Origin of the sequence: Pseudomonas sp. CYM-20-01, assembly GCF_023169845.1 — a bacterium.
GTDB classification, from domain to species: domain Bacteria; phylum Pseudomonadota; class Gammaproteobacteria; order Pseudomonadales; family Pseudomonadaceae; genus Aquipseudomonas; species Aquipseudomonas azotoformans.
Genome location: NZ_AP025169.1, coordinates 2,255,525 through 2,277,440 on the forward strand (window position 1 = coordinate 2,255,525; position 21,916 = coordinate 2,277,440).

At 58.3% G+C, this 21,916-nt stretch carries 18 protein-coding genes; 12 read left to right on the forward strand and 6 right to left on the reverse strand.

Translation table 11 applies throughout. The features are described 5' to 3' along the window. Positions 1-90: 90 nt before the first annotated feature. Positions 91-696, reverse strand: coding sequence for a TetR/AcrR family transcriptional regulator (locus M2497_RS10245; RefSeq protein WP_058427897.1), 606 nt, complete (start codon positions 694-696; stop codon positions 91-93). A 134-nt stretch (positions 697-830) separates the two neighbouring features. Between M2497_RS10245 and M2497_RS10250 the strand changes: the two genes are divergently transcribed. Beyond that, on the forward strand, positions 831-1,757 hold the full coding sequence (locus M2497_RS10250; protein WP_248487242.1) for a DUF808 domain-containing protein: 927 nt from the start codon (positions 831-833) through the stop codon (positions 1,755-1,757). A 93-nt stretch (positions 1,758-1,850) separates the two neighbouring features. On the opposite strand, the gene M2497_RS10255 is transcribed toward M2497_RS10250, so the two are convergent. The 3 genes from M2497_RS10255 to M2497_RS10265 form a co-directional block, all read right to left on the reverse strand. Then, on the reverse strand, positions 1,851-2,669 hold the full coding sequence (locus M2497_RS10255) for a hypothetical protein (protein WP_248487244.1): 819 nt from the start codon (positions 2,667-2,669) through the stop codon (positions 1,851-1,853). Between the two features lie 450 nt (positions 2,670-3,119). After that, positions 3,120-3,908 (reverse strand): VacJ family lipoprotein, encoded by a 789-nt coding sequence (locus M2497_RS10260; protein ID WP_071496234.1) that lies wholly within the window; start codon positions 3,906-3,908, stop codon positions 3,120-3,122. Further along, positions 3,901-5,199 carry a serine/threonine protein kinase gene (locus tag M2497_RS10265; RefSeq protein WP_248487246.1) on the reverse strand — a complete coding sequence of 433 codons (1,299 nt, stop codon included), beginning with the start codon at positions 5,197-5,199 and terminating at the stop codon, positions 3,901-3,903. The genes M2497_RS10260 and M2497_RS10265 overlap by 8 nt, the downstream gene beginning before the upstream one ends. Before the next feature lie 236 nt (positions 5,200-5,435). Between M2497_RS10265 and M2497_RS10270 the strand changes: the two genes are divergently transcribed. Further along, positions 5,436-5,804 (forward strand): hypothetical protein, encoded by a 369-nt coding sequence (locus tag M2497_RS10270; RefSeq protein WP_248487248.1) that lies wholly within the window; start codon positions 5,436-5,438, stop codon positions 5,802-5,804. Between the two features lie 80 nt (positions 5,805-5,884). Here the strand turns inward: M2497_RS10270 and M2497_RS10275 are convergent, their stop codons facing one another. Continuing rightward, a complete protein-coding gene (locus M2497_RS10275; RefSeq protein WP_248487250.1) occupies positions 5,885-7,438 on the reverse strand; it encodes a glycosyl hydrolase family 17 protein in 1,554 nt (517 codons plus the stop codon). A 332-nt stretch (positions 7,439-7,770) separates the two neighbouring features. Between M2497_RS10275 and M2497_RS10280 the strand changes: the two genes are divergently transcribed. From M2497_RS10280 to M2497_RS10290, 3 genes are all read left to right on the forward strand, one after another. Then, entirely contained in the window at positions 7,771-8,622 is an 852-nt protein-coding gene (locus tag M2497_RS10280) for a glycine betaine ABC transporter substrate-binding protein (RefSeq protein ID WP_025857941.1), read from the forward strand. Positions 8,623-8,878: 256 nt separating this feature from the next. Then, complete coding sequence (locus M2497_RS10285; protein ID WP_016972153.1) at positions 8,879-9,190, forward strand: DUF485 domain-containing protein; 312 nt, start codon at positions 8,879-8,881, stop codon at positions 9,188-9,190. Further along, positions 9,187-10,845 carry a cation acetate symporter gene (locus tag M2497_RS10290; protein WP_248487252.1) on the forward strand — a complete coding sequence of 553 codons (1,659 nt, stop codon included), beginning with the start codon at positions 9,187-9,189 and terminating at the stop codon, positions 10,843-10,845. Before M2497_RS10285 ends, M2497_RS10290 begins: the two co-directional genes overlap by 4 nt. Positions 10,846-11,094: 249 nt before the next feature. On the opposite strand, the gene gltA is transcribed toward M2497_RS10290, so the two are convergent. Next, entirely contained in the window at positions 11,095-12,384 is a 1,290-nt protein-coding gene (gene gltA, locus M2497_RS10295) for a citrate synthase (protein ID WP_078047629.1), read from the reverse strand. A gap of 364 nt (positions 12,385-12,748) precedes the next feature. Between gltA and sdhC the strand changes: the two genes are divergently transcribed. From sdhC to lpdA, 7 genes are all read left to right on the forward strand, one after another. Then, positions 12,749-13,123 (forward strand): succinate dehydrogenase, cytochrome b556 subunit, encoded by a 375-nt coding sequence (sdhC, locus tag M2497_RS10300; protein WP_003190005.1) that lies wholly within the window; start codon positions 12,749-12,751, stop codon positions 13,121-13,123. After that, positions 13,117-13,485: a succinate dehydrogenase, hydrophobic membrane anchor protein gene (gene sdhD / locus M2497_RS10305; RefSeq protein WP_003172805.1), complete on the forward strand. Its 369-nt coding sequence runs from the start codon at positions 13,117-13,119 to the stop codon at positions 13,483-13,485. Before sdhC ends, sdhD begins: the two co-directional genes overlap by 7 nt. Before the next feature lie 3 nt (positions 13,486-13,488). Further along, positions 13,489-15,261 carry a succinate dehydrogenase flavoprotein subunit gene (sdhA, locus tag M2497_RS10310; RefSeq protein ID WP_010211741.1) on the forward strand — a complete coding sequence of 591 codons (1,773 nt, stop codon included), beginning with the start codon at positions 13,489-13,491 and terminating at the stop codon, positions 15,259-15,261. 11 nt (positions 15,262-15,272) lie between these two features. Further along, on the forward strand, positions 15,273-15,977 hold the full coding sequence (locus M2497_RS10315; protein WP_003172807.1) for a succinate dehydrogenase iron-sulfur subunit: 705 nt from the start codon (positions 15,273-15,275) through the stop codon (positions 15,975-15,977). Between the two features lie 262 nt (positions 15,978-16,239). Further along, complete coding sequence (locus M2497_RS10320) at positions 16,240-19,071, forward strand: 2-oxoglutarate dehydrogenase E1 component (RefSeq protein WP_248487254.1); 2,832 nt, start codon at positions 16,240-16,242, stop codon at positions 19,069-19,071. Between the two features lie 44 nt (positions 19,072-19,115). Further along, on the forward strand, positions 19,116-20,336 hold the full coding sequence (odhB, locus tag M2497_RS10325; protein WP_058427889.1) for a 2-oxoglutarate dehydrogenase complex dihydrolipoyllysine-residue succinyltransferase: 1,221 nt from the start codon (positions 19,116-19,118) through the stop codon (positions 20,334-20,336). A gap of 99 nt (positions 20,337-20,435) precedes the next feature. Beyond that, positions 20,436-21,872, forward strand: a complete 1,437-nt coding sequence (gene lpdA / locus M2497_RS10330; RefSeq protein ID WP_248487256.1) for a dihydrolipoyl dehydrogenase — start codon at positions 20,436-20,438, stop codon at positions 21,870-21,872. Positions 21,873-21,916 lie beyond the last annotated feature (44 nt).

Genomic DNA, 21,916 nt, shown 5'->3' on the forward strand with positions numbered 1-21,916 from the left:
TCCCACACTTGAATTGCGAACACCGTCAATTGTGGGAGGGGCGGTGCGACGATTCGACTTGCCCCCGATGGGCACAGACACCACGGTGTGTCAGTCCGGCTCACAGCCCTTGAGCACCAACCGGATGATGGTCTGCGCTGCGGCTTCGTAATCGGCCTCATCCAGCTTGGCCTTCCCGGTCACCGCCGAGATCTGCCAGTCAAAGTCCGCGTAGGTCTGCGTGGCCGCCCAGATGCTGAACATCAAGTGATTGGGGTCAATCGCCGCGATCAGGCCGCGATCCACCCAATCCTGGATGCACGTAATGTTGTGCTTGGCCTGGGCGTTCAACTGCTCGACCTGATCAGCGCTCAGGTGCGGGGCGCCGTGCATGATTTCGCTGGCGAACACCTTGGAGGCGAACGGCAGGTCACGGGAAATGCGGATTTTCGAGCGGATGTAGTTACTCAGTACTTCCTTGGGGTCGCCCTGCGGATTGAATGGCGTGGACGCCGCCAGGATCGGCTCGATGATGCTTTCGAGCACCTCGCGGTAGAGGTTGTCCTTGGACTTGAAGTAGTAGTAGACGTTGGGCTTGGGCAGCCCGGCCTTGGCGGCGATGTCGCTGGTTTTGGTCGCGGCGAAGCCCTTGTCGGCAAACTCCTCGCTCGCCGCCCGCAGGATCTTTTCTTTGTTGCGCTCGCGAATGGTGCTCATAAACCTGGAGTTTCCTTGCCAAGGCTGGCGGTTGCGCATGGTAGCACCGGCCATCCGCGAGCCTCAACAATCTGCCCGTCGGCCCTTGCGCCGCGTTATGCTCGCGCCATCTCACTCTTACGGAAGCCCGATTCATGGCAGGAAGCAGCTTGTTGGTATTGATCGACGATATCGCCGCGGTACTCGATGACGTTGCCCTGATGACCAAAATGGCGGCGAAGAAGACCGCCGGGGTGTTGGGCGATGACCTTGCACTCAATGCCCAGCAGGTCTCCGGGGTGCGTGCCGAACGGGAAATCCCCGTGGTGTGGGCGGTGGCGAAAGGCTCGTTCGTCAACAAATTGATCCTGGTGCCCGCAGCACTGTTGATCAGTGCATTCGCCCCGTGGGCGGTGACACCCTTATTGATGCTCGGCGGTGCCTACCTGTGTTTCGAAGGGTTCGAGAAGCTCGCGCATAAGTTTCTCCACAGCAAGGACCAGGACCAGGCTGAACACGCGCAGTTGGCCGAGGCCGTGGCCGATCCGGCAACCGACCTGGTGGCCTTTGAAAAGGACAAGATCAAGGGCGCCATCCGTACCGATTTCATCCTTTCCGCCGAAATCATCGCCATCACCCTCGGCACCGTTGCTGACGCGCCCCTGATGCAGCAGGTGATCGTGCTGTCCGGCATCGCTATCGTCATGACGGTGGGCGTCTACGGACTGGTGGCCGGTATCGTTAAGCTGGATGACCTGGGCCTGTGGCTCACCCAGAAGCCCGGCCAGGTGGCGCGCAGTATCGGCGGCGGCATCCTGCGGGCAGCACCGTACATGATGAAGAGCCTGTCGGTGATCGGTACGGCGGCGATGTTCCTGGTCGGCGGTGGAATCCTTACCCATGGCGTGCCGGTGGTGCATCACTGGATCGAAACGGTCAGCCAGGGCGTGGGTGGGGTGGCGTGGTTGGTGCCGGTGTTACTGAATGGGGTGGTGGGGATTATTGCCGGGGCGGTGGTGCTGGCGGTGGTCAGCATGGTCGGCAAGGGGTGGAAAGCACTGAAGGCCTCATATGGGAAATAAAAAGGCCATTCAAACGAATGGCCTTTTTTGCGAACAGGTTTTTTGAGTGCAGTGCTGACACTGTCAGGTAGTGTTCGCGCAGACTTCCACTGACTAGGCTGATAGCGTTGAGTGCTGAGGGATGAGCGAACCTAGGAGCTTGTCAAATTCAGAACCGGGTTCAGCCATTTCACCTACCCCATGAAATGCCTTAAGGGTCATCGGGGTTTTGGCTCCGTCGATGGTTTTATTACCGTTTCGATCATGGGATTTGACCCATTGATCGGCGTCGCGAAGGGATGTGGCCCTATCTTCTGGACTGCGATTCACATCGTCCCAGTCGCCTACGCGTGCCTTAATCAAATTGTTAAGAGTAGTGACATGATGTTTTTTAGTCAGGGGATCTATGTAACTGATTTTATGGTGTAGGTGAGTGCCTAGTGAAGAAAGATAAGGGGTGTTTTCTGCTTTTTCAGTGGTCATGCCGTCGCGCTGAGTTTCGGAAATGAGGTATTCATAAAACTTTTGAAGTTCAGAGCCAGGTTCAGTCAATTCAGGCACTGAGTGATATAACTTACGGCTCGTATGCGTTTTGGCACCGTCGATCTCGTGATTACCGTTTTGATCAAAACTCCTGACTATGTCATTGGCTCTCTGGCGGGAAATCTGATTTTCTTTTGTACCGCGACGCTCATCGTCCCAGTCACCTACGAGCTGCTTCAACATTTTTATGGGGGTAGTAAACGTTTCCTCATTAGTCACCGGGTCAAAGTGCACGATGTGTTGATTGAGGGTGCGGCCTGGTGAAGAAAGATAAGGGGTTTCATCTGGTTTCTCTTTCATCACGTTCTCGGAATGATTCGAGGCCTGTGAAGAAAGTGCATGTGCCGCATAGAAAGGTTGCTGGGCGGCGGGGGTTATAGGGAGCGACATGTCATATTCCTTGTGTGATGTTGAATGTAACAGGTGTTGAGAATCTAGTCTGTTTCCACAAGGTGAGTGGTGAATGAGAGGACGTGGTTCATAAAATATATATTTTGTTTCAATTATGAGAAATGCGTTTTGACGGGTATGGGATCTTTCGTTGCAATCGTAGGGGTGGGAGCTGATGTAGCAATAAGAGTCGGGGATGTCGGGTTTTGTTAAGGGGTTGATGTATGAGGTTTATTGATCGAGTGTAAATAATAATTTCTGGAATATTTCAGATTGTTGTGTGAATTGCATCAGGTACATCATTTGATGCGCAGTGCCGAGTGTGTTTTTGTGATCGAGTGGTTCCACAGATAAGTAGGTTGGAGGAAGGGGGCTAGTAGTGTGCAGGGATGATGGAAATAAAAAGGCCATCCGGATTGCTCGAATGGCCTTTTTCTTACTGAGCTTCTTTTACTCAGCTATTTGTAACTTTCGAGACTCGGTATATATATACCGCACCTTCTCATACTCAAACGGCGAGTTCATCTGCCCATACCGGAAGCTGGTCTGATAACGTTTATCCACCGCACGCAACGCCCAGATTTCCGGGTGGTTGGAGCTGACTTCCGACACGTTGAGGAAGTTGATCTGGGTTTCCGCGCCGTAGTCGACGATCAGGCCGGTGGTGTCGCGCAGGTTCGACGGGCCGAAGATCGGCAGCACCAAGTACGCGCCGCCGGGCACACCGTAGAAGCCCAGGGTCTGGCCGAAGTCTTCGCTCTGGCGCGGCAGGCCCATGGCGGTGGCCGGGTCCCACAGGCCGGCGATGCCGATGGTGGTGTTGAGCAGCAGGCGCCCGGTGGTTTCCAGGGAGCGGTGGCCCTTGAGTTGCAGCAGGCTGTTCAGCAGGTTGGGCACGTCGCCCAGGTTGTTGAAGAAGTTGCTCACACCGGTGCGGAGGAAGCTGGGTGTCACATAGGTGTAGCCATTGACCACCGGCAGGAACACCCATTGGTCGAAGCGGTAGTTGAAGTGGTACACGCGACGGTTCCACGACTCCAGCGGGTCATACACGTTGAGTGCGGTGAGCGACGAGCGCTCGAACTCACGCTGATCCAGGCCTGGGTTGAACTTGAGCTTGCTCAGCGGTTCCTTGAAACCGTCGGCGTCCACGTTGACCGGCTCATGGGCCTTGCTGTTGTCGGCATTGGCCACGCCTGCGCACATCAAGGCGGCAAGCAGCAGAAGATATTTAGCCACGGAAGAACTCCAGCATGGCGTCGGCGTTGACGCGGTAATTGAGGTTGCCGCAGTGGCCGCCCAGCGGGTAGACGGTCAAGCGATCGCCGAAGGTTTTACGCAGGAAACCGAGGTCGCCAGGGCCGAGGATCACGTCGTCGGCGTTATGCATGACGGCAATTTTCGGGCTGTTGTGCAGGTAGTCCTTGAGGGCGTACAGGCTGACCTGGTCGACCAGTTGCAACAGGCTGCCGCCGTCGGAGCGTGCGCGCCACATCGGAATCACTTGCTCGGTGAGGTAGCAATCGAAGTCGCATTGCAGCGCACGCTTGAGGAACGGCGTGAGGCTGGTGCCTTCGGTGATCGGGTATTTCGGTGGGATGATCAGGCCACGACGGTTGATCAGGTCCGAAGTAAAGGCGATGTCGGCCGCTGAAAAGCGGAACGAGGTGCCGATCAGCATGGCCATCTGTTCGTTGGTCAGGTGCTGCTTGGATTGCTGGAAGTCGTAGAGCAGGGCGTCGTTGAGGTCGATGTAGCCCTTTTGCTGGAAGTAGCGGGTCAGCTTGTTCAGCACCAGTTCATAGAAGGTGGTGGTGTTGTTGATGCCCTTGACCTCGGTCTGTACCAGCTTGTCGAGGTTGGTGATCGAGGTGTAGAGGTTGACCGGCGGGTTCAGCAGCAAGACTTTCTTGAAGTTGAAGCTGCGACGGGTCTCGTCCAGCTTGGCCACGAATGCCGCATCCAGGCCGCCGAGGCTGTAGCCGGTGAGGTAGAAGTCGGTCACCGGCAGCGAGGCGTTCTGTGCGCGCACGGCCTGCATCACGCGGTACATGTCTTCGGCGTCTTCCTGGGTGATCCCCGGGGTGGCGAAGCGTGAGGCGGCGCTGATGAAGTCGAAGCTGGTGGGCGACGACAGTTGCACCACGTGGTAGCCGGCCTGGTAATACAGCTTCTTCAAGTATTCGTTGATGCTGCTGTCGAATCGCGCGCCGGTGCCGGCGATCAGGAATATCAGCGGCGCGGCACGGTCCTGCTTGGCGATGCGGTAGGTGAGTTTCTTCACCGCCCAGAAGTTGTCCGGCAGGCTGAACTCGCGCTCGGGGCGCATGTTCAGGGTGTAGTCGGATTGGTTGATCTCGTCATCGCTCGGCAATTTGGGCCGAAGGTCGGGCGGTGTAGTGGCGATGGTCGCTTCAAACGGGTTGGCCAAAGGGTAGCCATAGCTGGCTTGGTCAATGTCGACGGCCAGTGCTGACGCACTCAAAAAAAGGCTGCCCAGCAAGGCAGCACAGCGCAAGGAACGGAGCATGACTTAATCCCTAGGAGGAAACGTGCTTAATGAAGTTCGCAGGCTATGACCACCGCGTTGTCACCGAAGTGCCAGCACTAGGCACGAAAAGTCGGAAAATAACGTCGGAATCGGGGTAATAGTAGCCAGACGATACACTTTGCCACGCATTGGTGAACACTAATTGTGTGTATGCGCCTTGCTAACGGCCACCGGGGCATTAAGCTGGGCGCCGTTTTTGCCTATCGGAGTGGCCCATGTCCCGTCGTTTACCGCTGATTTTTCTGCTAATTGCCCTGCCGCTATGGCTGGCTGCCAGTTACGGCGCGCGCTTTGGCTTTATGGAAGATGGCCAGTGGGTCGGCATCTGCATCGATGAGGCCAGCCGCTGGGAATGCCAATTGCGTTCGAACCTGGGCCTGATGATCCACTTCAAGGTGCTCGGTTGGGCAGCGTTGATCACGTCGGTGCTGGCGTTTTTTGTGCCGGGGCGTGCAGGGTGGGGGTTGGCGGTGCTGGGTATGGTGTTCGGGTTGCCGGCATTGGCGTTGTACAACACCACGTTTGCGGTGTTTGCGGTGGTGATCGCGGGGTTGCGGTTGGTCAGGAAAGGGCGGGCAGCCTGATAGGGCCTCATCGGGGGCAAGCCCCCTCCCACATTGGTAATGCACTGACCTGTGGGAGGGGGCTTGCCCCGATAGCGGTTTTAGACCTTGCGCACCCGCAAGCAGCGCCACAAGGCTGCCGTCATGAGCAGGCTCACTACCGCCCAACCCCAGGCCTGCTGGTTCAACAACCCTTCACGGTACAACTGCGGCGCAATATCCGCACCGATGATGAAGGCCAGCAACGCAATCTCCCGACGCGGCCCGGTTACCGGGCGCACCAGGTACACCAGGGCTGGCAACACCAGCGCGGCGCTAGGGAAACTGCGGTAGCGTGGGTCAAACACCAGTGCCAGCATCATCACTGCCCCTGCAAACCCGGCAATCGCCACCAGCCAGCCTGCGCGTTGCTCCAGCCAGTTGAAGGCGCGTGCGCGCCAATCTTCCCGTGAGCTGAGGCTCAAGGCGGCATGGGTCAGCACCAGCAGGTTCAACACCACCAGCAAGCCTGCCCACACCCATTCATCGTTGAAGCGCGCGGTGACGCGCGTCAGCTCGGCCCAGGTGCCGATGGAGCAGGCTGCCACGGCACCCAGCAGTGGCAGGGCGATGGCGGCCCGCACACTGCGCACGCGACCACCCAGCACCAGAGTGCCCAGCAGGATGATTCCACCTACACCCAGCCATAGCGGCCAGTACGGCACATTGGTCACGGGCCCGGCGAGGATGCCCTTGTCCTGGCGATCGGCATCGAACAGGCCCCAGTAACCGCCCACGGCGCCTTCGCTTGCGCGCTTCCATGGCTGGTCAAAGGCTTCGATCAGGTTGTAGCGCCAGCCATTGGCTTCCGCCATAGCCACGAAACCTCGCATGAACTTGGCTTCGTTGACCCGGCTCGGTACGGCGGTTTCGCGCTGGCGGCCTTCGCTGGGCCAGCCGGTTTCACCGATGAGGATGTCCTTGGGCGCGAATTTGTTGCCGAAGGTCTGGCGCACATCACCTACGTGCTTGAGTGCCTGGTCGATGCCAGAAGGGTCATCTTCCCAGTACGGCAGCAGGTGGATGGTCAGGAAGTCCACGGCCGGCGCGATTTCCGGGTGTTGCAGCCAGAACTCCCACACGTCCGCGTAGGTCACCGGCTGCTTGATCCGGCTTTTGACGGTCTGGATCAGCGTCACCAGCTGTTTGGCGGTGACTTCTTTACGCAGCAGCGCTTCGTTGCCGACGATCACCGAGGTCACTACATCAGGGTTGGCGTTGGCTGCGGCGATCAACTCTTCGATTTCTTTCTCGGTCGCCACCGGGTCACTGCTGACCCAGGCACCGGCCATCACCTTCAGTCCATGCTTGCGTGCCATCTCCGGCAAGGCTTCCAGGCCGGTCATGGAGTAGGTGCGAATGCATTCGAAGCGCGTGGCCAGCAGGGCCAGGTCGGCATCCATGCGTTCCGGGCGCAGTGTGAACGGCTGGTCAAACGGGGATTGGTCTTTATCGAACGGTGTGTAGGAAGCACATTGCATCTTGTGTGTGGCACTGGCGACATCGGGCAGTACCACGGGCCGGCCGAGGCCATACCAGTAACCGATCAGGGCCAGCAGGCCGAGGAGCAAGGCGCAGAAATAGGGCAGGGCAGGGAAGCGGGCAGTCGCAGGCATGGTCGGCTTATCTGGGGGAGCAAAGGCGCGCATCTTACCCGGATTTGGGCCGTCCCAGTGGGGCAGCATAATTTTGACATGCAAAGTTCGGGCGGGATTTTGGCGTCACGTCCTACAAAATGCCCTGCTGGCTATGTGATGTCGTTTCTTGCTTGTATGAGGTCGCTGACAGAGCAGGTCGAAGGACGCGGCAGGTTGATGATCGAAGTGTCAGCACTCCACTGATGCCGCAGACACCGGATCGATGCGCGTGACGGGGGCGCGGTGCACCACATAACAACAGGTTGACGTCGCTCGGCATCCGTCGGGCGCAGCACTTTCGGGGAAGTACGATGAAGATGCGACGACTCTTGGGCGCAGCTGCCACTCTGGTAGTTGCGATGAGCTCCACTCTTGCCAGCGCCGACAGCAAAACCCTGAGCATCGGCTATGTGGACGGCTGGTCCGACAGCGTTGCCACCACGCACGTGGCGGCAGAGGTGATCAAGGCCAAGCTCGGTTATGACGTGAAACTGCAAGCGGTAGCCACCGGGATCATGTGGCAGGGCGTGGCCACTGGCAAGCTCGACGCCATGCTGTCCGCCTGGTTGCCGGTGACCCACGGTGAGTACTGGGCCAAGAACAAGGACAAGGTGGTCGACTACGGCCCCAACTTCAAGGATGCGAAGATCGGCCTGATCGTGCCGGAGTACGTCAAGGCCAAGTCCATCGAAGACCTCAAGACCGACACCACCTTCAAGAACAAGATCGTCGGTATCGACGCCGGCTCAGGCGTGATGCTCAAGACCGACGAAGCCATCAAGCAGTACGGCCTCGACTACAAACTGCAAGCCAGCTCGGGTGCGGCGATGATCGCCGAGTTGACCCGTGCCGAAGACAAACAGGAATCCATCGCGGTCACCGGTTGGGTGCCACACTGGATGTTCGCCAAGTGGAAACTGCGTTTCCTGGACGATCCAAAAGGGATTTATGGTGCTGCTGAAACCGTCAACAGCATCGGCAGCAAGGGCCTGGAGAAGAAAGCGCCGGAAGTCGCGGCCTTCCTGAAGAAATTCCAGTGGGCCTCCAAGGACGAAATCGGCGAAGTCATGCTGGCTATCCAGGAAGGCGCCAAGCCTGATGCAGCGGCCAAGGATTGGGTTGCCAAGCACCCTGAGCGTGTAGCCGAGTGGACCGGTAAGTAATACGGTAAGCAAAACCCCTGTGGGAGGGGGCTTGCCCCCGATGAGGGCGTGTCAGTTGAAATATCAATGACTGATACACCGCCATCGGGGGGCAAGTCCCCTCCCGCATTAGTTTCACCCTCTGCAAATCTTCCTGCATTCTCAAAACCCCTCGCTACACTCGATCTAAGACTAAGGTCGTCTGGAACCTGTTCCGCAGCCGCATACAGTGGATACGTTCCAATAATAAAAAAGCTGTGCTGCGAGGATAAAAACAATGAACGACAGCATTTACCTCTCGATTCAAAACAGCCCGCGTTTCAAGGAGCTGGTGAGAAAAAGGGAAAGGTTCGCCTGGATTCTCTCGGCGATCATGCTAGGGCTTTACTCCGCTTTCATCCTGTTGATCGCCTACGGGCCACAAGTACTTGGGGCCAAGCTCAGCCCTGGTTCGTCGATTACCTGGGGCATTCCCTTGGGCGTCGGGCTGATTGTGTCCGCCTTCATCCTGACCGGCATCTACGTGCGCCGGGCCAATGGCGAGTTTGACGACCTGAACAATGCGATTCTCAAGGAGGCTGCGCAATGATCGGTCGTCTACTGGCAATATTCGGCGCTTCACTCTTTGCTCCGGCCGTTTGGGCGGCAGACGCATTGACCGGTGAAGTGCACAAGCAACCCCTGAACATATCGGCCATCGTGATGTTTATCGCGTTTGTCGGTGCGACCCTGTGCATCACCTACTGGGCTTCCAAGCGCAACAAATCGGCAGCTGACTACTATGCGGCCGGCGGCAAGATCACCGGTTTCCAGAACGGCCTCGCAATTGCCGGCGACTACATGTCGGCGGCGTCCTTCCTGGGGATTTCCGCACTGGTCTACACCTCCGGTTATGACGGCCTGATCTACTCGATCGGGTTCCTGGTGGGCTGGCCGATCATTCTGTTCCTGATCGCCGAGCGCCTGCGTAACCTGGGCAAGTACACCTTTGCCGACGTGGCGTCCTATCGCCTGGGCCAGACCCAGATCCGCAGCCTCTCGGCCTGTGGCTCGCTGGTGGTGGTGGCGTTCTACCTGATCGCGCAGATGGTGGGCGCGGGCAAGCTGATCCAGCTGCTGTTCGGCCTGGATTACCACGTAGCGGTGATCCTGGTGGGTATCCTGATGTGCATGTACGTGCTGTTCGGCGGCATGCTGGCGACCACCTGGGTGCAGATCATCAAGGCGGTGCTGTTGCTGTCCGGTGCCTCGTTCATGGCGCTGATGGTAATGAAGCACGTCAACTTCGACTTTAACGCGCTGTTCTCCGAGGCGATCAAGGTTCACCCTAAAGGTGAAGCGATCATGAGCCCCGGCGGTCTGGTGAAAGACCCGATCTCGGCATTCTCCCTGGGCCTGGCACTGATGTTCGGTACCGCCGGCCTGCCGCACATCCTGATGCGCTTCTTCACCGTGAGCGACGCCAAGGAAGCGCGCAAGAGCGTGCTGTATGCAACTGGCTTTATCGGCTACTTCTACATCCTGACCTTCATCATCGGTTTCGGCGCAATCCTGTTGGTGAGCACCAACCCGGCGTTCAAGGATGCGGCTGGCGCCTTGCTTGGCGGTAACAACATGGCGGCGGTGCACCTGGCCAACGCGGTGGGCGGCAGTATCTTCCTGGGCTTCATCTCGGCGGTGGCCTTCGCCACCATCCTCGCGGTGGTTGCAGGCCTGACCCTGGCCGGTGCGTCAGCGGTGTCCCATGACCTGTACGCCAGTGTGATCAAGAAAGGCAAGGCCAACGACAAGGATGAGATTCGCGTCTCGAAGATCACCACCATCGCGTTGGGCGTATTGGCAATCGGCCTGGGTATCCTGTTCGAAAGCCAGAACATTGCGTTCATGGTCGGCCTGGCGTTCTCCATTGCTGCCAGCTGTAACTTCCCGGTGTTGCTGCTTTCCATGTACTGGAAAAACCTCACCACCCGTGGCGCGATGATCGGCGGCTGGCTGGGCCTGGTCAGTGCGGTTGGCCTGATGGTCCTGGGCCCGACCATCTGGGTCTCGATCCTGCACCATGAAAAAGCAATCTTCCCTTACGAATACCCGGCGCTGTTCTCGATGATCATTGCGTTCGTCGGCATCTGGTTCTTCTCCATCACCGACAAGTCGGCGGCGGCAGAGAAAGAGCGTGCGCTGTACTTCCCGCAGTTTGTGCGTTCGCAGACTGGCCTGGGGGCGAGTGGGGCGGTGTCTCACTAAGGTCGTAGCTGGATAGGGAAATGCCCCGGTCGAAAGGCCGGGGCATTTTTTTGTCTGGGGTTCTGCGTTATGGGTACTCGCGTCATCGGGGGCAAGCCCCCTCCCACATTTGACTGTATTCACAAATAGACATGTTTGAACCGCGCCCGGTGTGGGAGGGGGGCTTGCCCCCGATTGCGGTCGACCAGTTGTCACAAACAAAAACGGCCTCCACTAGGGGAGGCCGTTTTCGGTGCAACTAAGCGATGCTTACTTGCGATCTTCCAGCTTGGTGATGTCACGCGACTCGTAGCCGGTGTACAGCTGGCGCGGGCGGCCAATCTTGTACGGGCTGGAGAGCATTTCTTTCCAGTGGGAGATCCAGCCCACGGTCCGCGCCAGGGCGAAGATCACGGTGAACATGCTGGTTGGAATGCCGATCGCCTTGAGGATGATCCCCGAGTAGAAGTCGACGTTCGGGTACAGCGAGCGTTCAATGAAGTACGGGTCGGTCAGGGCGATCTCTTCCAGGCGCATGGCCAGTTCGAGTTGCGGATCGTTCTTGATGCCCAGTTCCTTCAACACTTCGTCGCAGGTCTGCTTCATCACGGTGGCACGCGGGTCGCGGTTCTTGTAGACCCGGTGACCGAAGCCCATCAACTTGAACGGATCGTTCTTGTCCTTGGCCTTGGCGATGAATTTGTCGATGTTCGAGACATCGCCGATTTCATCGAGCATGGTCAATACGGCTTCGTTCGCACCGCCGTGGGCAGGGCCCCACAGTGCGGCGATACCGGCGGCGATACAGGCGAACGGGTTGGCACCCGAAGAGCCTGCCAGGCGGACGGTAGAGGTGGATGCGTTCTGCTCGTGGTCGGCGTGGAGGATGAAGATCCGGTCCATGGCCTTGGCAAGCGTCGGGCTGATCGGTTTGATCTCGCACGGCGTGTTGAACATCATGTGCAGGAAGTTTTCCGCGTACGTCAGGTCGTTGCGCGGGTACATCATGGGTTGACCCATGGAGTACTTGTAAACCATTGCGGCCAGGGTCGGCATCTTGGCAACCAGGCGGATCGCGGAGATTTCGCGATGCTGCGGGTTATTGATGTCGAGGGAGTCGTGATAGAAGGCCGACAGGGCGCCGACCACGCCGCACATGACGGCCATCGGGTGGGCGTCGCGACGGAAGCCGTTGAAGAAGGTCTTCAACTGCTCGTGAACCATGGTGTGGTTCTTCACGGTGCTGACGAACTGGGCTTTTTGCTCGGCTGTTGGCAGCTCGCCATTTAGCAGCAGGTAGCAGGTTTCCAGGTAGTCCGACTGTTCGGCGAGTTGCTCGATCGGGTAGCCGCGGTGAAGCAGAATGCCATTGTCACCATCGATATAGGTGATCTTCGACTCGCAAGAGGCGGTCGACATGAAGCCTGGGTCGAATGTGAAACGGCCCGTGGCCGTCAGGCCCCGTACGTCGATAACATCGGGACCAACGGTGCCGGTTAAAATGGGCAGCTCGACGGGGGCTGCGCCCTCGATGATCAACTGCGCTTTTTTGTCAGCCATGTGGCCTCCTATTTATGCTTCAAATCATCAGACAGACCCCCCACGCAGGGCCCGCACCACTATATTGATATAAATCCAGATGTCAATTTGCCTAAAGTCTTGCGCCAGAAGGCTTTAACCGTACTTTTTCCTCGAAATTGCCTGCCATTTACGCCTTTTATTCTCCCAGCGCAATCCGCTATTAGGGTGAGGAGTGCGCGTTGTCATTAGTAACCTAACTGTCTATACTCGGCCACCGACCGCCAAGGGCTTTTGGGCTTGCTTTCATTGGGGGTCGCACTCCCTGGGTGGTGCTTACCTGACCAGTGCACTCCCCAACAACTTTGCCCTGATTGTTAGGGGCTCTTCAGTGTGAAAAAAAGCCGTGAATAGCCAACGACCTGTAAACCTAGACCTAAGGACCATCAAACTCCCCATCACCGGCGTTACGTCGTTCCTGCACCGTGTTTCCGGCATCATCCTGTTCCTGGGCTTGGGCATCATGCTTTATGCATTGAGCAAATCCCTGGGTTCCGAGGAAGGATACGCCGAGGTGAAGGCATGCTTGACCAGCCCGCTGGCCAAGTTCGTAGCATGGGGCCTCCTGTCTTCTCTTCTGTATCACCTGGTAGCCGGTGTGCGCCACTTGATCATGGACATGGGCATCGGTGAGACGCTGGAAGGCGGCCGCCTGGGCTCGAAAATCATCATCGCCATTTCCGTGGTGCTGATCGTTCTGGCAGGAGTTTGGATATGGTAACCAGCGTTACGAATCTGTCGCGTTCGGGCCTCTATGACTGGATGGCACAGCGTGTGTCTGCGGTCGTTCTCGCGGCTTATTTCATTTTCCTGATCGGATACCTCGTCGCAAATCCGGGCATTGGCTATGAGCAATGGCACGGCCTGTTTTCCCACAATGCGATGCGAATCTTCAGTCTGCTGGCCCTTGTTGCCCTGGGCGCACACGCCTGGGTAGGCATGTGGACCATCGCGACCGACTACCTGACGCCGATGGCGCTGGGCAAGTCCGCGACTGCAGTACGTTTCCTCTTCCAGGCGGTATGCGGCGTCGCGATGTTCGCTTACTTCGTCTGGGGTGTGCAGATTCTTTGGGGTATCTGATTCATGGCTAACATTCCAACTATTTCATTCGACGCCATCATTATTGGTGGCGGCGGTGCTGGCATGCGCGCTGCGCTGCAGCTGGCCCAGGGCGGTCACAAGACTGCCGTGATCACCAAGGTGTTCCCGACCCGTTCCCACACCGTATCGGCCCAGGGTGGCATCACCTGCGCCATTGCCTCCGCCGACCCGAACGATGACTGGCGCTGGCACATGTACGATACCGTCAAGGGTTCCGACTACATCGGTGACCAGGACGCTATCGAATACATGTGTCAGGAAGGCCCGGCCGCGGTGTTCGAGCTGGACCACATGGGTCTGCCGTTCTCCCGTACCGAGCAAGGCCGTATCTACCAGCGTCCATTCGGCGGTCAGTCGAAGGATTACGGTAAAGGCGGGCAGGCTGCCCGTACCTGCGCCGCATCCGACCGTACCGGTCACGCGCTGCTGCACACCCTTTATCAGGGCAACCTGAAAGCCGGTACCACGTTCCTGAACGAGTACTACGCGGTCGACCTGGTGAAGAACGCACAAGGCGAGTTCGTTGGTGTGATCGCCATCTGCATCGAAACCGGTGAAACCACCTACATCCGCGCCAAGGCTACCGTACTGGCAACCGGCGGTGCAGGCCGTATCTACGCGTCGACCACCAACGCCCTGATCAACACCGGCGACGGCGTTGGCATGGCACTGCGTGCTGGCGTACCGGTGCAAGACATCGAAATGTGGCAGTTCCACCCGACCGGCATTGCCGGCGCTGGTGTACTGGTTACAGAAGGTTGCCGTGGTGAAGGCGGTTACCTGATCAACAAGCACGGCGAGCGTTTCATGGAGCGTTACGCTCCGAACGCGAAAGACCTTGCTGGTCGTGACGTTGTGGCTCGTTCGATGGTTAAAGAAATCATCGCCGGCAACGGCTGTGGCCCGAATGGCGACCACGTACTGCTGAAGCTCGATCACCTCGGCGAAGAAGTCCTGCACAGCCGCCTGCCAGGTATCTGTGAGCTGTCCAAGACCTTTGCCCACGTTGACCCGGTGGTTGCTCCGGTTCCGGTTGTTCCGACTTGCCACTACATGATGGGCGGCGTGCCGACCAACATTCATGGTCAGGCGATCACCCAGAACGCCGAAGGCGAGGACGAGATCATCCACGGTCTGTTCGCTGTAGGCGAAGTGGCGTGCGTATCGGTTCACGGTGCCAACCGCCTGGGCGGCAACTCGCTGCTCGACCTGGTGGTCTTCGGCCGTGCCGCCGGCCTGCACCTGGAAAAGGCGCTGACCGACGGCATCGAATACGACGACGCTACCGACGCCAACATCGAGGCCGCACTGGCGCGCCTGAACGCTCTGAACGAGCGCACTGATGGCGAAGACGTGGCTACCCTGCGTCGCGAGCTGCAAAGCTGCATGCAGAACTACTTCGGTGTATTCCGTACCGGCGAATACATGCAGAAGGGTATCGCCCAGCTGGCTGACCTGCGCAAGCGCATTGCCAACGTCAAGATCAACGATAAGAGCCAGGCGTTCAACACCGCTCGTATCGAAGCCCTTGAACTGCAAAACCTGCTGGAAGTGGCTGAAGCGACCGCAATCGCCGCCGAGGTTCGTAAGGAATCCCGTGGTGCCCACGCCCGTGAAGACTTTGAAGATCGCGACGACGAAAACTGGCTGTGCCACACCCTGTACTTCCCGGGTGACAAGCGCGTGACCAAGCGTGCCGTGAACTTCTCGCCGAAGACGGTTCCGACGTTTGAACCGAAGATTCGGACTTACTAAGGGTGGCTGCCATGTTGAAAGTCAGTGTTTATCGCTACAACCCTGATCAGGACGCTGCGCCGTTCATGCAGGAATTCCAGGTCGATACCGGTGGTAAAGACCTGATGGTGCTGGATGTATTGGCACTGATCAAAGAGCAGGACGAAGGTTTCTCCTATCGTCGCTCTTGCCGTGAAGGTGTGTGCGGTTCCGACGGCATGAACATCAACGGCAAAAACGGCCTGGCGTGCATCACGCCGCTGTCCGCCGTCGTTAAAGGCAACAAGCTGATCGTTCGTCCTCTGCCAGGTTTGCCGGTTATCCGTGACCTGGTCGTCGATATGAGCATCTTCTACAAGCAATACGAGAAAGTTAAGCCGTTCCTGCAGAACGATACGCCGGCTCCGGCCATCGAGCGTCTGCAGTCCCCGGAAGAGCGCGAGAAGCTCGACGGTCTGTACGAGTGCATCCTGTGCGCTTGCTGCTCGACTTCGTGCCCGTCCTTCTGGTGGAACCCGGACAAGTTCCTGGGCCCAGCTGCCCTGCTGCAAGCGTACCGCTTCCTGGCAGACAGCCGTGATACCAAGACGTCCGAGCGTCTGGCTTCGCTGGATGACCCGTTCAGTGTATTCCGCTGCCGCGGGATCATGAACTGCGTCAACGTATGTCCCAAAGGCCTGAACCCGACTAAGGCCATTGGTCACATCCGTAACATGCTGCTGCAGAGCGGCGTGTAACCGACGTTGTAGTAAAGGCAGGACCGTTGTGCCCGTAAATGCTACGGCGCAGGCTTCAACCGGCGCCGTAGTTTTAACTTGAGCAGCGACTTACAAAGCCGCGGCTCTTATTTTGAAGAAATGAGACAAGCAGGGGCATTCGGGTTGGTACCCGAACTATCAGCGTGATCCTAAGTGGCTTGTTTTGGTCGCTGCACTTGGCCTTTTGCAAGCAAACTCGGTGTTTTCGCCGGTGGTGTCCCCAAATCGAGGGTGACCAAGCATGCAAGAAAGCGTGATGCAGCGCATGTGGAACAGCGGCTATCTTTCAGGTGGTAACGCTGCCTATGTGGAAGAGCTTTATGAGCTCTACCTGCACGACCCTAACGCTGTGCCAGAAGAATGGCGCACCAAATTTCAGACGTTGTCTTCAGACGGCAACGCTGCCACCGATGTATCGCATGCAACAATTCGCGATCAGTTTGTGCTGCTGGCAAAGAACCAGCGCCGCGCCCAACCGGTTTCCGCCGGGAGCGTGAGCAGTGAGCACGAGAAGAAGCAAGTTGAAGTACTGCGACTGATCCAGGCCTACCGGATGCGTGGCCACCAGGCGGCCCAGCTTGACCCGCTGGGGCTCTGGAAGCGTCCTGCACCTGCTGACCTGTCGATCAATCATTACGGCTTGACCAATGCCGATCTTGATACGACCTTCCGTGCCGGCGACCTGTTCATCGGCAAAGAGGAAGCGAGCCTACGCGAAATTCACGAAGCGTTGCAGCAGACATATTGCCGCACCATTGGCGCTGAGTTCACGCACATCACCGATTCCGAGCAACGCCACTGGTTCCAGCATCGCCTGGAAGGTGTGCGTGGTCGTCCGGTGCTGTCTGCCGACGTACGCAGCCACCTGCTCGAGCGCGTAACCGCTGCCGAAGGCCTGGAAAAATACCTGGGCACCAAATACCCGGGCACCAAGCGTTTCGGCCTGGAGGGCGGCGAAAGCCTGATCCCGATGCTCGACGAGCTGATCCAGCGTTCCGGTTCCTACGGCACCAAGGAAATCGTGATCGGCATGGCCCACCGTGGTCGCCTCAACGTGTTGGTCAACACCTTCGGCAAGAACCCGCGTGAGCTGTTCGACGAGTTCGAAGGCAAGAAGAAGGTCGAGCTGGGTTCCGGTGACGTTAAATACCACCAGGGCTTCTCGTCCAACGTGATGACCACCGGCGGTGAAGTTCACCTGGCCATGGCCTTCAACCCATCCCACCTGGAAATCGTTTCTCCAGTGGTCGAGGGTTCGGTGCGTGCTCGCCAGGATCGTCGTAATGACACCACGGGTGAGAAGGTCCTGCCGATTTCCATCCACGGCGACGCGGCATTCGCCGGTCAAGGCGTGGTCCTGGAAACCTTCCAGATGTCGCAGACTCGCGGCTTCAAGACGGGCGGTACCGTTCACATCGTCATCAACAACCAGGTCGGGTTCACCATCAGCAACCCGCTGGACGCGCGTTCCACCGAGTACGCCACCGACGTTGCCAAGATGATCCAGGCGCCGATCCTCCATGTGAATGGTGATGATCCGGAAGCCGTGCTGTTCGTGACCCAACTCGCCATCGACTACCGCATGCAGTTCAAGCGTGACGTGGTGATCGACCTGGTCTGCTACCGCCGTCGCGGTCACAACGAAGCCGACGAACCAAGCGGCACCCAGCCGTTGATGTACCAGCAGATCACCAAGCAGCGCACCACCCGTGAGCTGTACGCCGAAAGCCTGACCAAGGCCGGCGTGGTTGACGATGAGCGTGTTCAGGCCAAGGTCGATGAATACCGCAACGCGCTGGACAATGGTCTGCACGTAGTGAAAAGCCTGGTCAAAGAGCCAAACAAAGAGCTGTTCGTGGACTGGCGTCCGTACCTGGGCCACGCCTGGACTGCGCGTCACGACACTTCGTTCGATCTGAAGACCCTGCAGGAACTGTCCGCCAAGCTGCTGGAAATTCCAGAGGGCTTCGTGGTGCAGCGCCAGGTTGCGAAGATCTACGAAGACCGTCAGAAGATGCAAGCCGGCGGCCTGCCGATCAACTGGGGTTACGCCGAAACCATGGCGTACGCGACCCTGGCGTTCGAAGGCCACCCGATCCGCATGACCGGCCAGGACATCGGCCGCGGTACGTTCTCGCACCGTCATGCCGTGCTGCACAACCAGAAAGACGCGGGCACCTACATCCCGTTGCAGAACCTGTACGAAGGCCAGCCACGTTTCGACCTGTACGACTCGTTCCTGTCCGAAGAAGCCGTGCTGGCGTTCGAATACGGTTACTCGACCACCACGCCAAACGCGCTGGTGATCTGGGAAGCCCAGTTCGGCGACTTCGCCAACGGTGCCCAAGTGGTTATCGACCAGTTCATCACCAGCGGCGAGCACAAGTGGGGTCGCCTGTGCGGTCTGACCATGCTGTTGCCACACGGTTATGAAGGTCAGGGTCCTGAGCACTCCTCGGCCCGTCTGGAGCGTTACCTGCAGTTGTGCGCCGAGCACAACATCCAGGTATGCGTGCCGACGACTCCGGCCCAGATCTACCACTTGCTGCGTCGCCAGGTGATCCGCCCACTGCGCAAGCCGCTGGTAGTGCTGACACCGAAGTCGCTGCTGCGTCATAAATTGGCCATCTCGACCCTGGAAGATCTGGCTGATGGTTCGTTCCAGACCGTTATTCCAGAAATCGACACGCTGGACGCGACCAAGGTGACTCGCCTGGTCCTGTGCAGCGGCAAGGTCTACTACGACCTGCTGGAAAAACGTCGTGCCGAAGGCCGCGAAGACATCGCCATCGTGCGTATCGAGCAGCTTTACCCGTTCCCGGAAGACGACCTGATGGAGGCCATCGCGCCTTACACCAACCTCACCAACGTGGTGTGGTGCCAGGAAGAACCGATGAACCAGGGCGCGTGGTACAGCAGCCAGCATCACCTGCGTCGCAGCATCGGCAACCACAACAAGGCCCTGGGCCTGGAATATGCCGGCCGTGATGCTTCCGCTGCACCTGCGTGTGGTTATGCGTCGATGCACGCCGAGCAGCAGGAAAAACTGCTGCAAGATGCTTTCACTGTTTAACGCCTTCGCGCTGACTGAAACCGAATTTTAAGGACCCACAGATAATGGCTATCGAAATCAAAGCCCCGTCATTCCCGGAATCGGTTGCCGATGGCACCGTTGCCACCTGGCACAAGAAACCAGGCGACGCTGTAAAGCGTGACGACCTGATCGTCGACATCGAAACCGACAAAGTCGTGCTGGAAGTGTTGGCCGAAGCTGACGGCGTGCTGGGCGCAATCGTTGCCGAAGAAGGCGCTACCGTTCTGTCGAACCAGGTGCTGGGCTCGATCGAAGAGGGCAGTGCTGCTGCCGCGGCTCCTGCTGCTGCACCGGCCGCCGCCGCTGCTCCAGCTGCAGCCCCGGCTGCAGGCGCTGAAGACCCGATCGCTGCACCGGCTGCCCGCCAGCTGGCTGAAGAGAACGGCATCAACCTGGCCTCCATCAAAGGCACCGGCAAAGACGGCCGTGTGACCAAGGAAGACGTGGTTGCGGCGGTTGAAGCCAAGAAAAACGCTCCAGCTGCCGCACCTGCCAAGGCTGCTGCCCCGGCTGCCGCTGCGCCTGTGTTCGCTGCTGGCGACCGCACCGAGAAGCGCGTTCCGATGACCCGCGTACGTGCCACCGTGGCCAAGCGTCTGGTTGAAGCCCAATCGAACATGGCGATGCTGACCACCTTCAACGAAGTCGACATGACCGAAGTCATGGCCCTGCGTTCGAAGTACAAGGATCTGTTCGAGAAGTCCCATAACGGCGTGCGCCTGGGCTTCATGTCCTTCTTCGTGAAAGCGGCCACCGAAGCGCTGAAACGCTTCCCGGCAGTCAACGCTTCCATCGACGGCAACGACATCGTTTACCATGGCTACGCAGACGTCGGCGTTGCCGTGTCCAGCGACCGTGGCCTGGTGGTTCCTGTACTGCGTAACGCCGAGCTGATGAGCCTGGCTGAAATCGAAGGCGGCATCGCCACTTTCGGCAAGAAAGCCCGTGACGGCAAGCTGACCATCGACGAGATGACCGGCGGTACCTTCACCATCACCAACGGTGGTACCTTCGGTTCGATGATGTCGACCCCGATCGTCAACCCGCCACAAGCCGCGATCCTGGGCATGCACAACATCATCCAGCGTCCTATGGCCATCAACGGCCAGGTCGTGATCCGCCCGATGATGTACCTGGCGCTGTCTTACGATCACCGCCTGATCGATGGTAAAGAAGCCGTGACTTTCCTGGTGACCATCAAGAACCTGCTGGAAGACCCGGCTCGTCTGTTGCTGGATATTTGATTGAAGCAGCTGCAAGTTGCGAGCTACAAGCTGTAAGAAAAAGCAGCTTGGCTTGCAGCTTGCGGCTAAAAGCTTGTCGCAAATAGAGGATCTATTTTCATGACACAGAAATTTGACGTCGTAGTGATTGGTGCAGGTCCTGGCGGCTACGTAGCCGCTATCAAGGCCGCACAACTGGGCCTCTCGACTGCTTGCATCGAAAAATACACCGACAAGGAAGGCAAACTGGCACTGGGCGGTACTTGCCTGAACGTCGGTTGCATTCCTTCCAAGGCGCTGCTGGACAGCTCCTGGAAATTCCACGAAGCCCAGGACGGCTTCGCGATCCACGGCATCAACCATGCTGGCGTGACCATGGACGTACCGGCGATGGTCGGTCGTAAAGCCAACATCGTTAAGGGCCTGACTTCCGGCGTTGCCACCTTGTTCAAGGCCAACGGCGTTACTTCCCTGCAAGGCCACGGCAAACTGCTGGCCGGCAAGAAAGTTGAAATCACCAAGCCAGACGGTTCGACTGAGATCATCGAAGCCGAAAACGTGATCCTGGCTCCAGGTTCGCGTCCAATCGACATTCCGCCTGCTCCAGTCGACAACAACGTTATCGTTGATTCGACCGGCGCCCTGGAATTCCAGGCTGTGCCTAAGCGCCTGGGCGTGATCGGCGCTGGCGTGATCGGCCTGGAACTGGGTTCGGTCTGGTCCCGCCTGGGTGCTGAAGTGACCGTGCTGGAAGCCCTGGACACGTTCCTGCTGGCTGCCGACACTGCCGTTTCCAAGGAAGCGCTGAAAACCCTGACCAAACAAGGTCTGGACATCAAGCTGGGCGCTCGCGTCACCGGCTCGAAAGTCAACGGCGAAGAAGTTGTGGTCAACTACACCGACAAGGATGGCGAAAAAACCATCACTTTCGACAAGCTGATCGTAGCCGTTGGTCGCCGTCCAGTGACCACCGACCTGCTGGCATCCGACAGCGGCGTGAGCATCGACGAGCGTGGTTTCATCCATGTTGACGATCACTGCGCAACTTCCGTGCCTGGCGTGTACGCCATCGGCGACGTGGTTCGCGGCATGATGCTGGCGCACAAGGCTTCCGAAGAAGGCATCATGGTTGTCGAGCGCATCAAGGGTCACAAAACCCAGATGAACTACGACCTGATCCCATCGGTTATCTACACCCACCCGGAAATTGCATGGGTCGGCAAGAACGAACAGCAGTTGAAAGCTGAAGGCGTTGAAGTTAACGTCGGCACCTTCCCGTTTGCCGCTTCTGGCCGTGCCATGGCAGCCAACGACACCGGTGGTTTTGTCAAAGTCATCGCTGATGCCAAGACTGACCGCGTATTGGGCGTCCACGTGATTGGCCCGAGCGCTGCAGAACTGGTTCAGCAAGGCGCGATCGGTATGGAATTCGGCACCAGTGCCGAGGACCTGGGCATGATGGTCTTCTCCCATCCGACCCTGTCCGAAGCGTTGCACGAAGCTGCGTTGGCAGTGAATGGCGGCGCCATCCACATCGCCAACCGCAAGAAGCGCTAAGCGAGATAATAAGAAACCACGGCGGAGTTGCCCGTCGTGAGCCT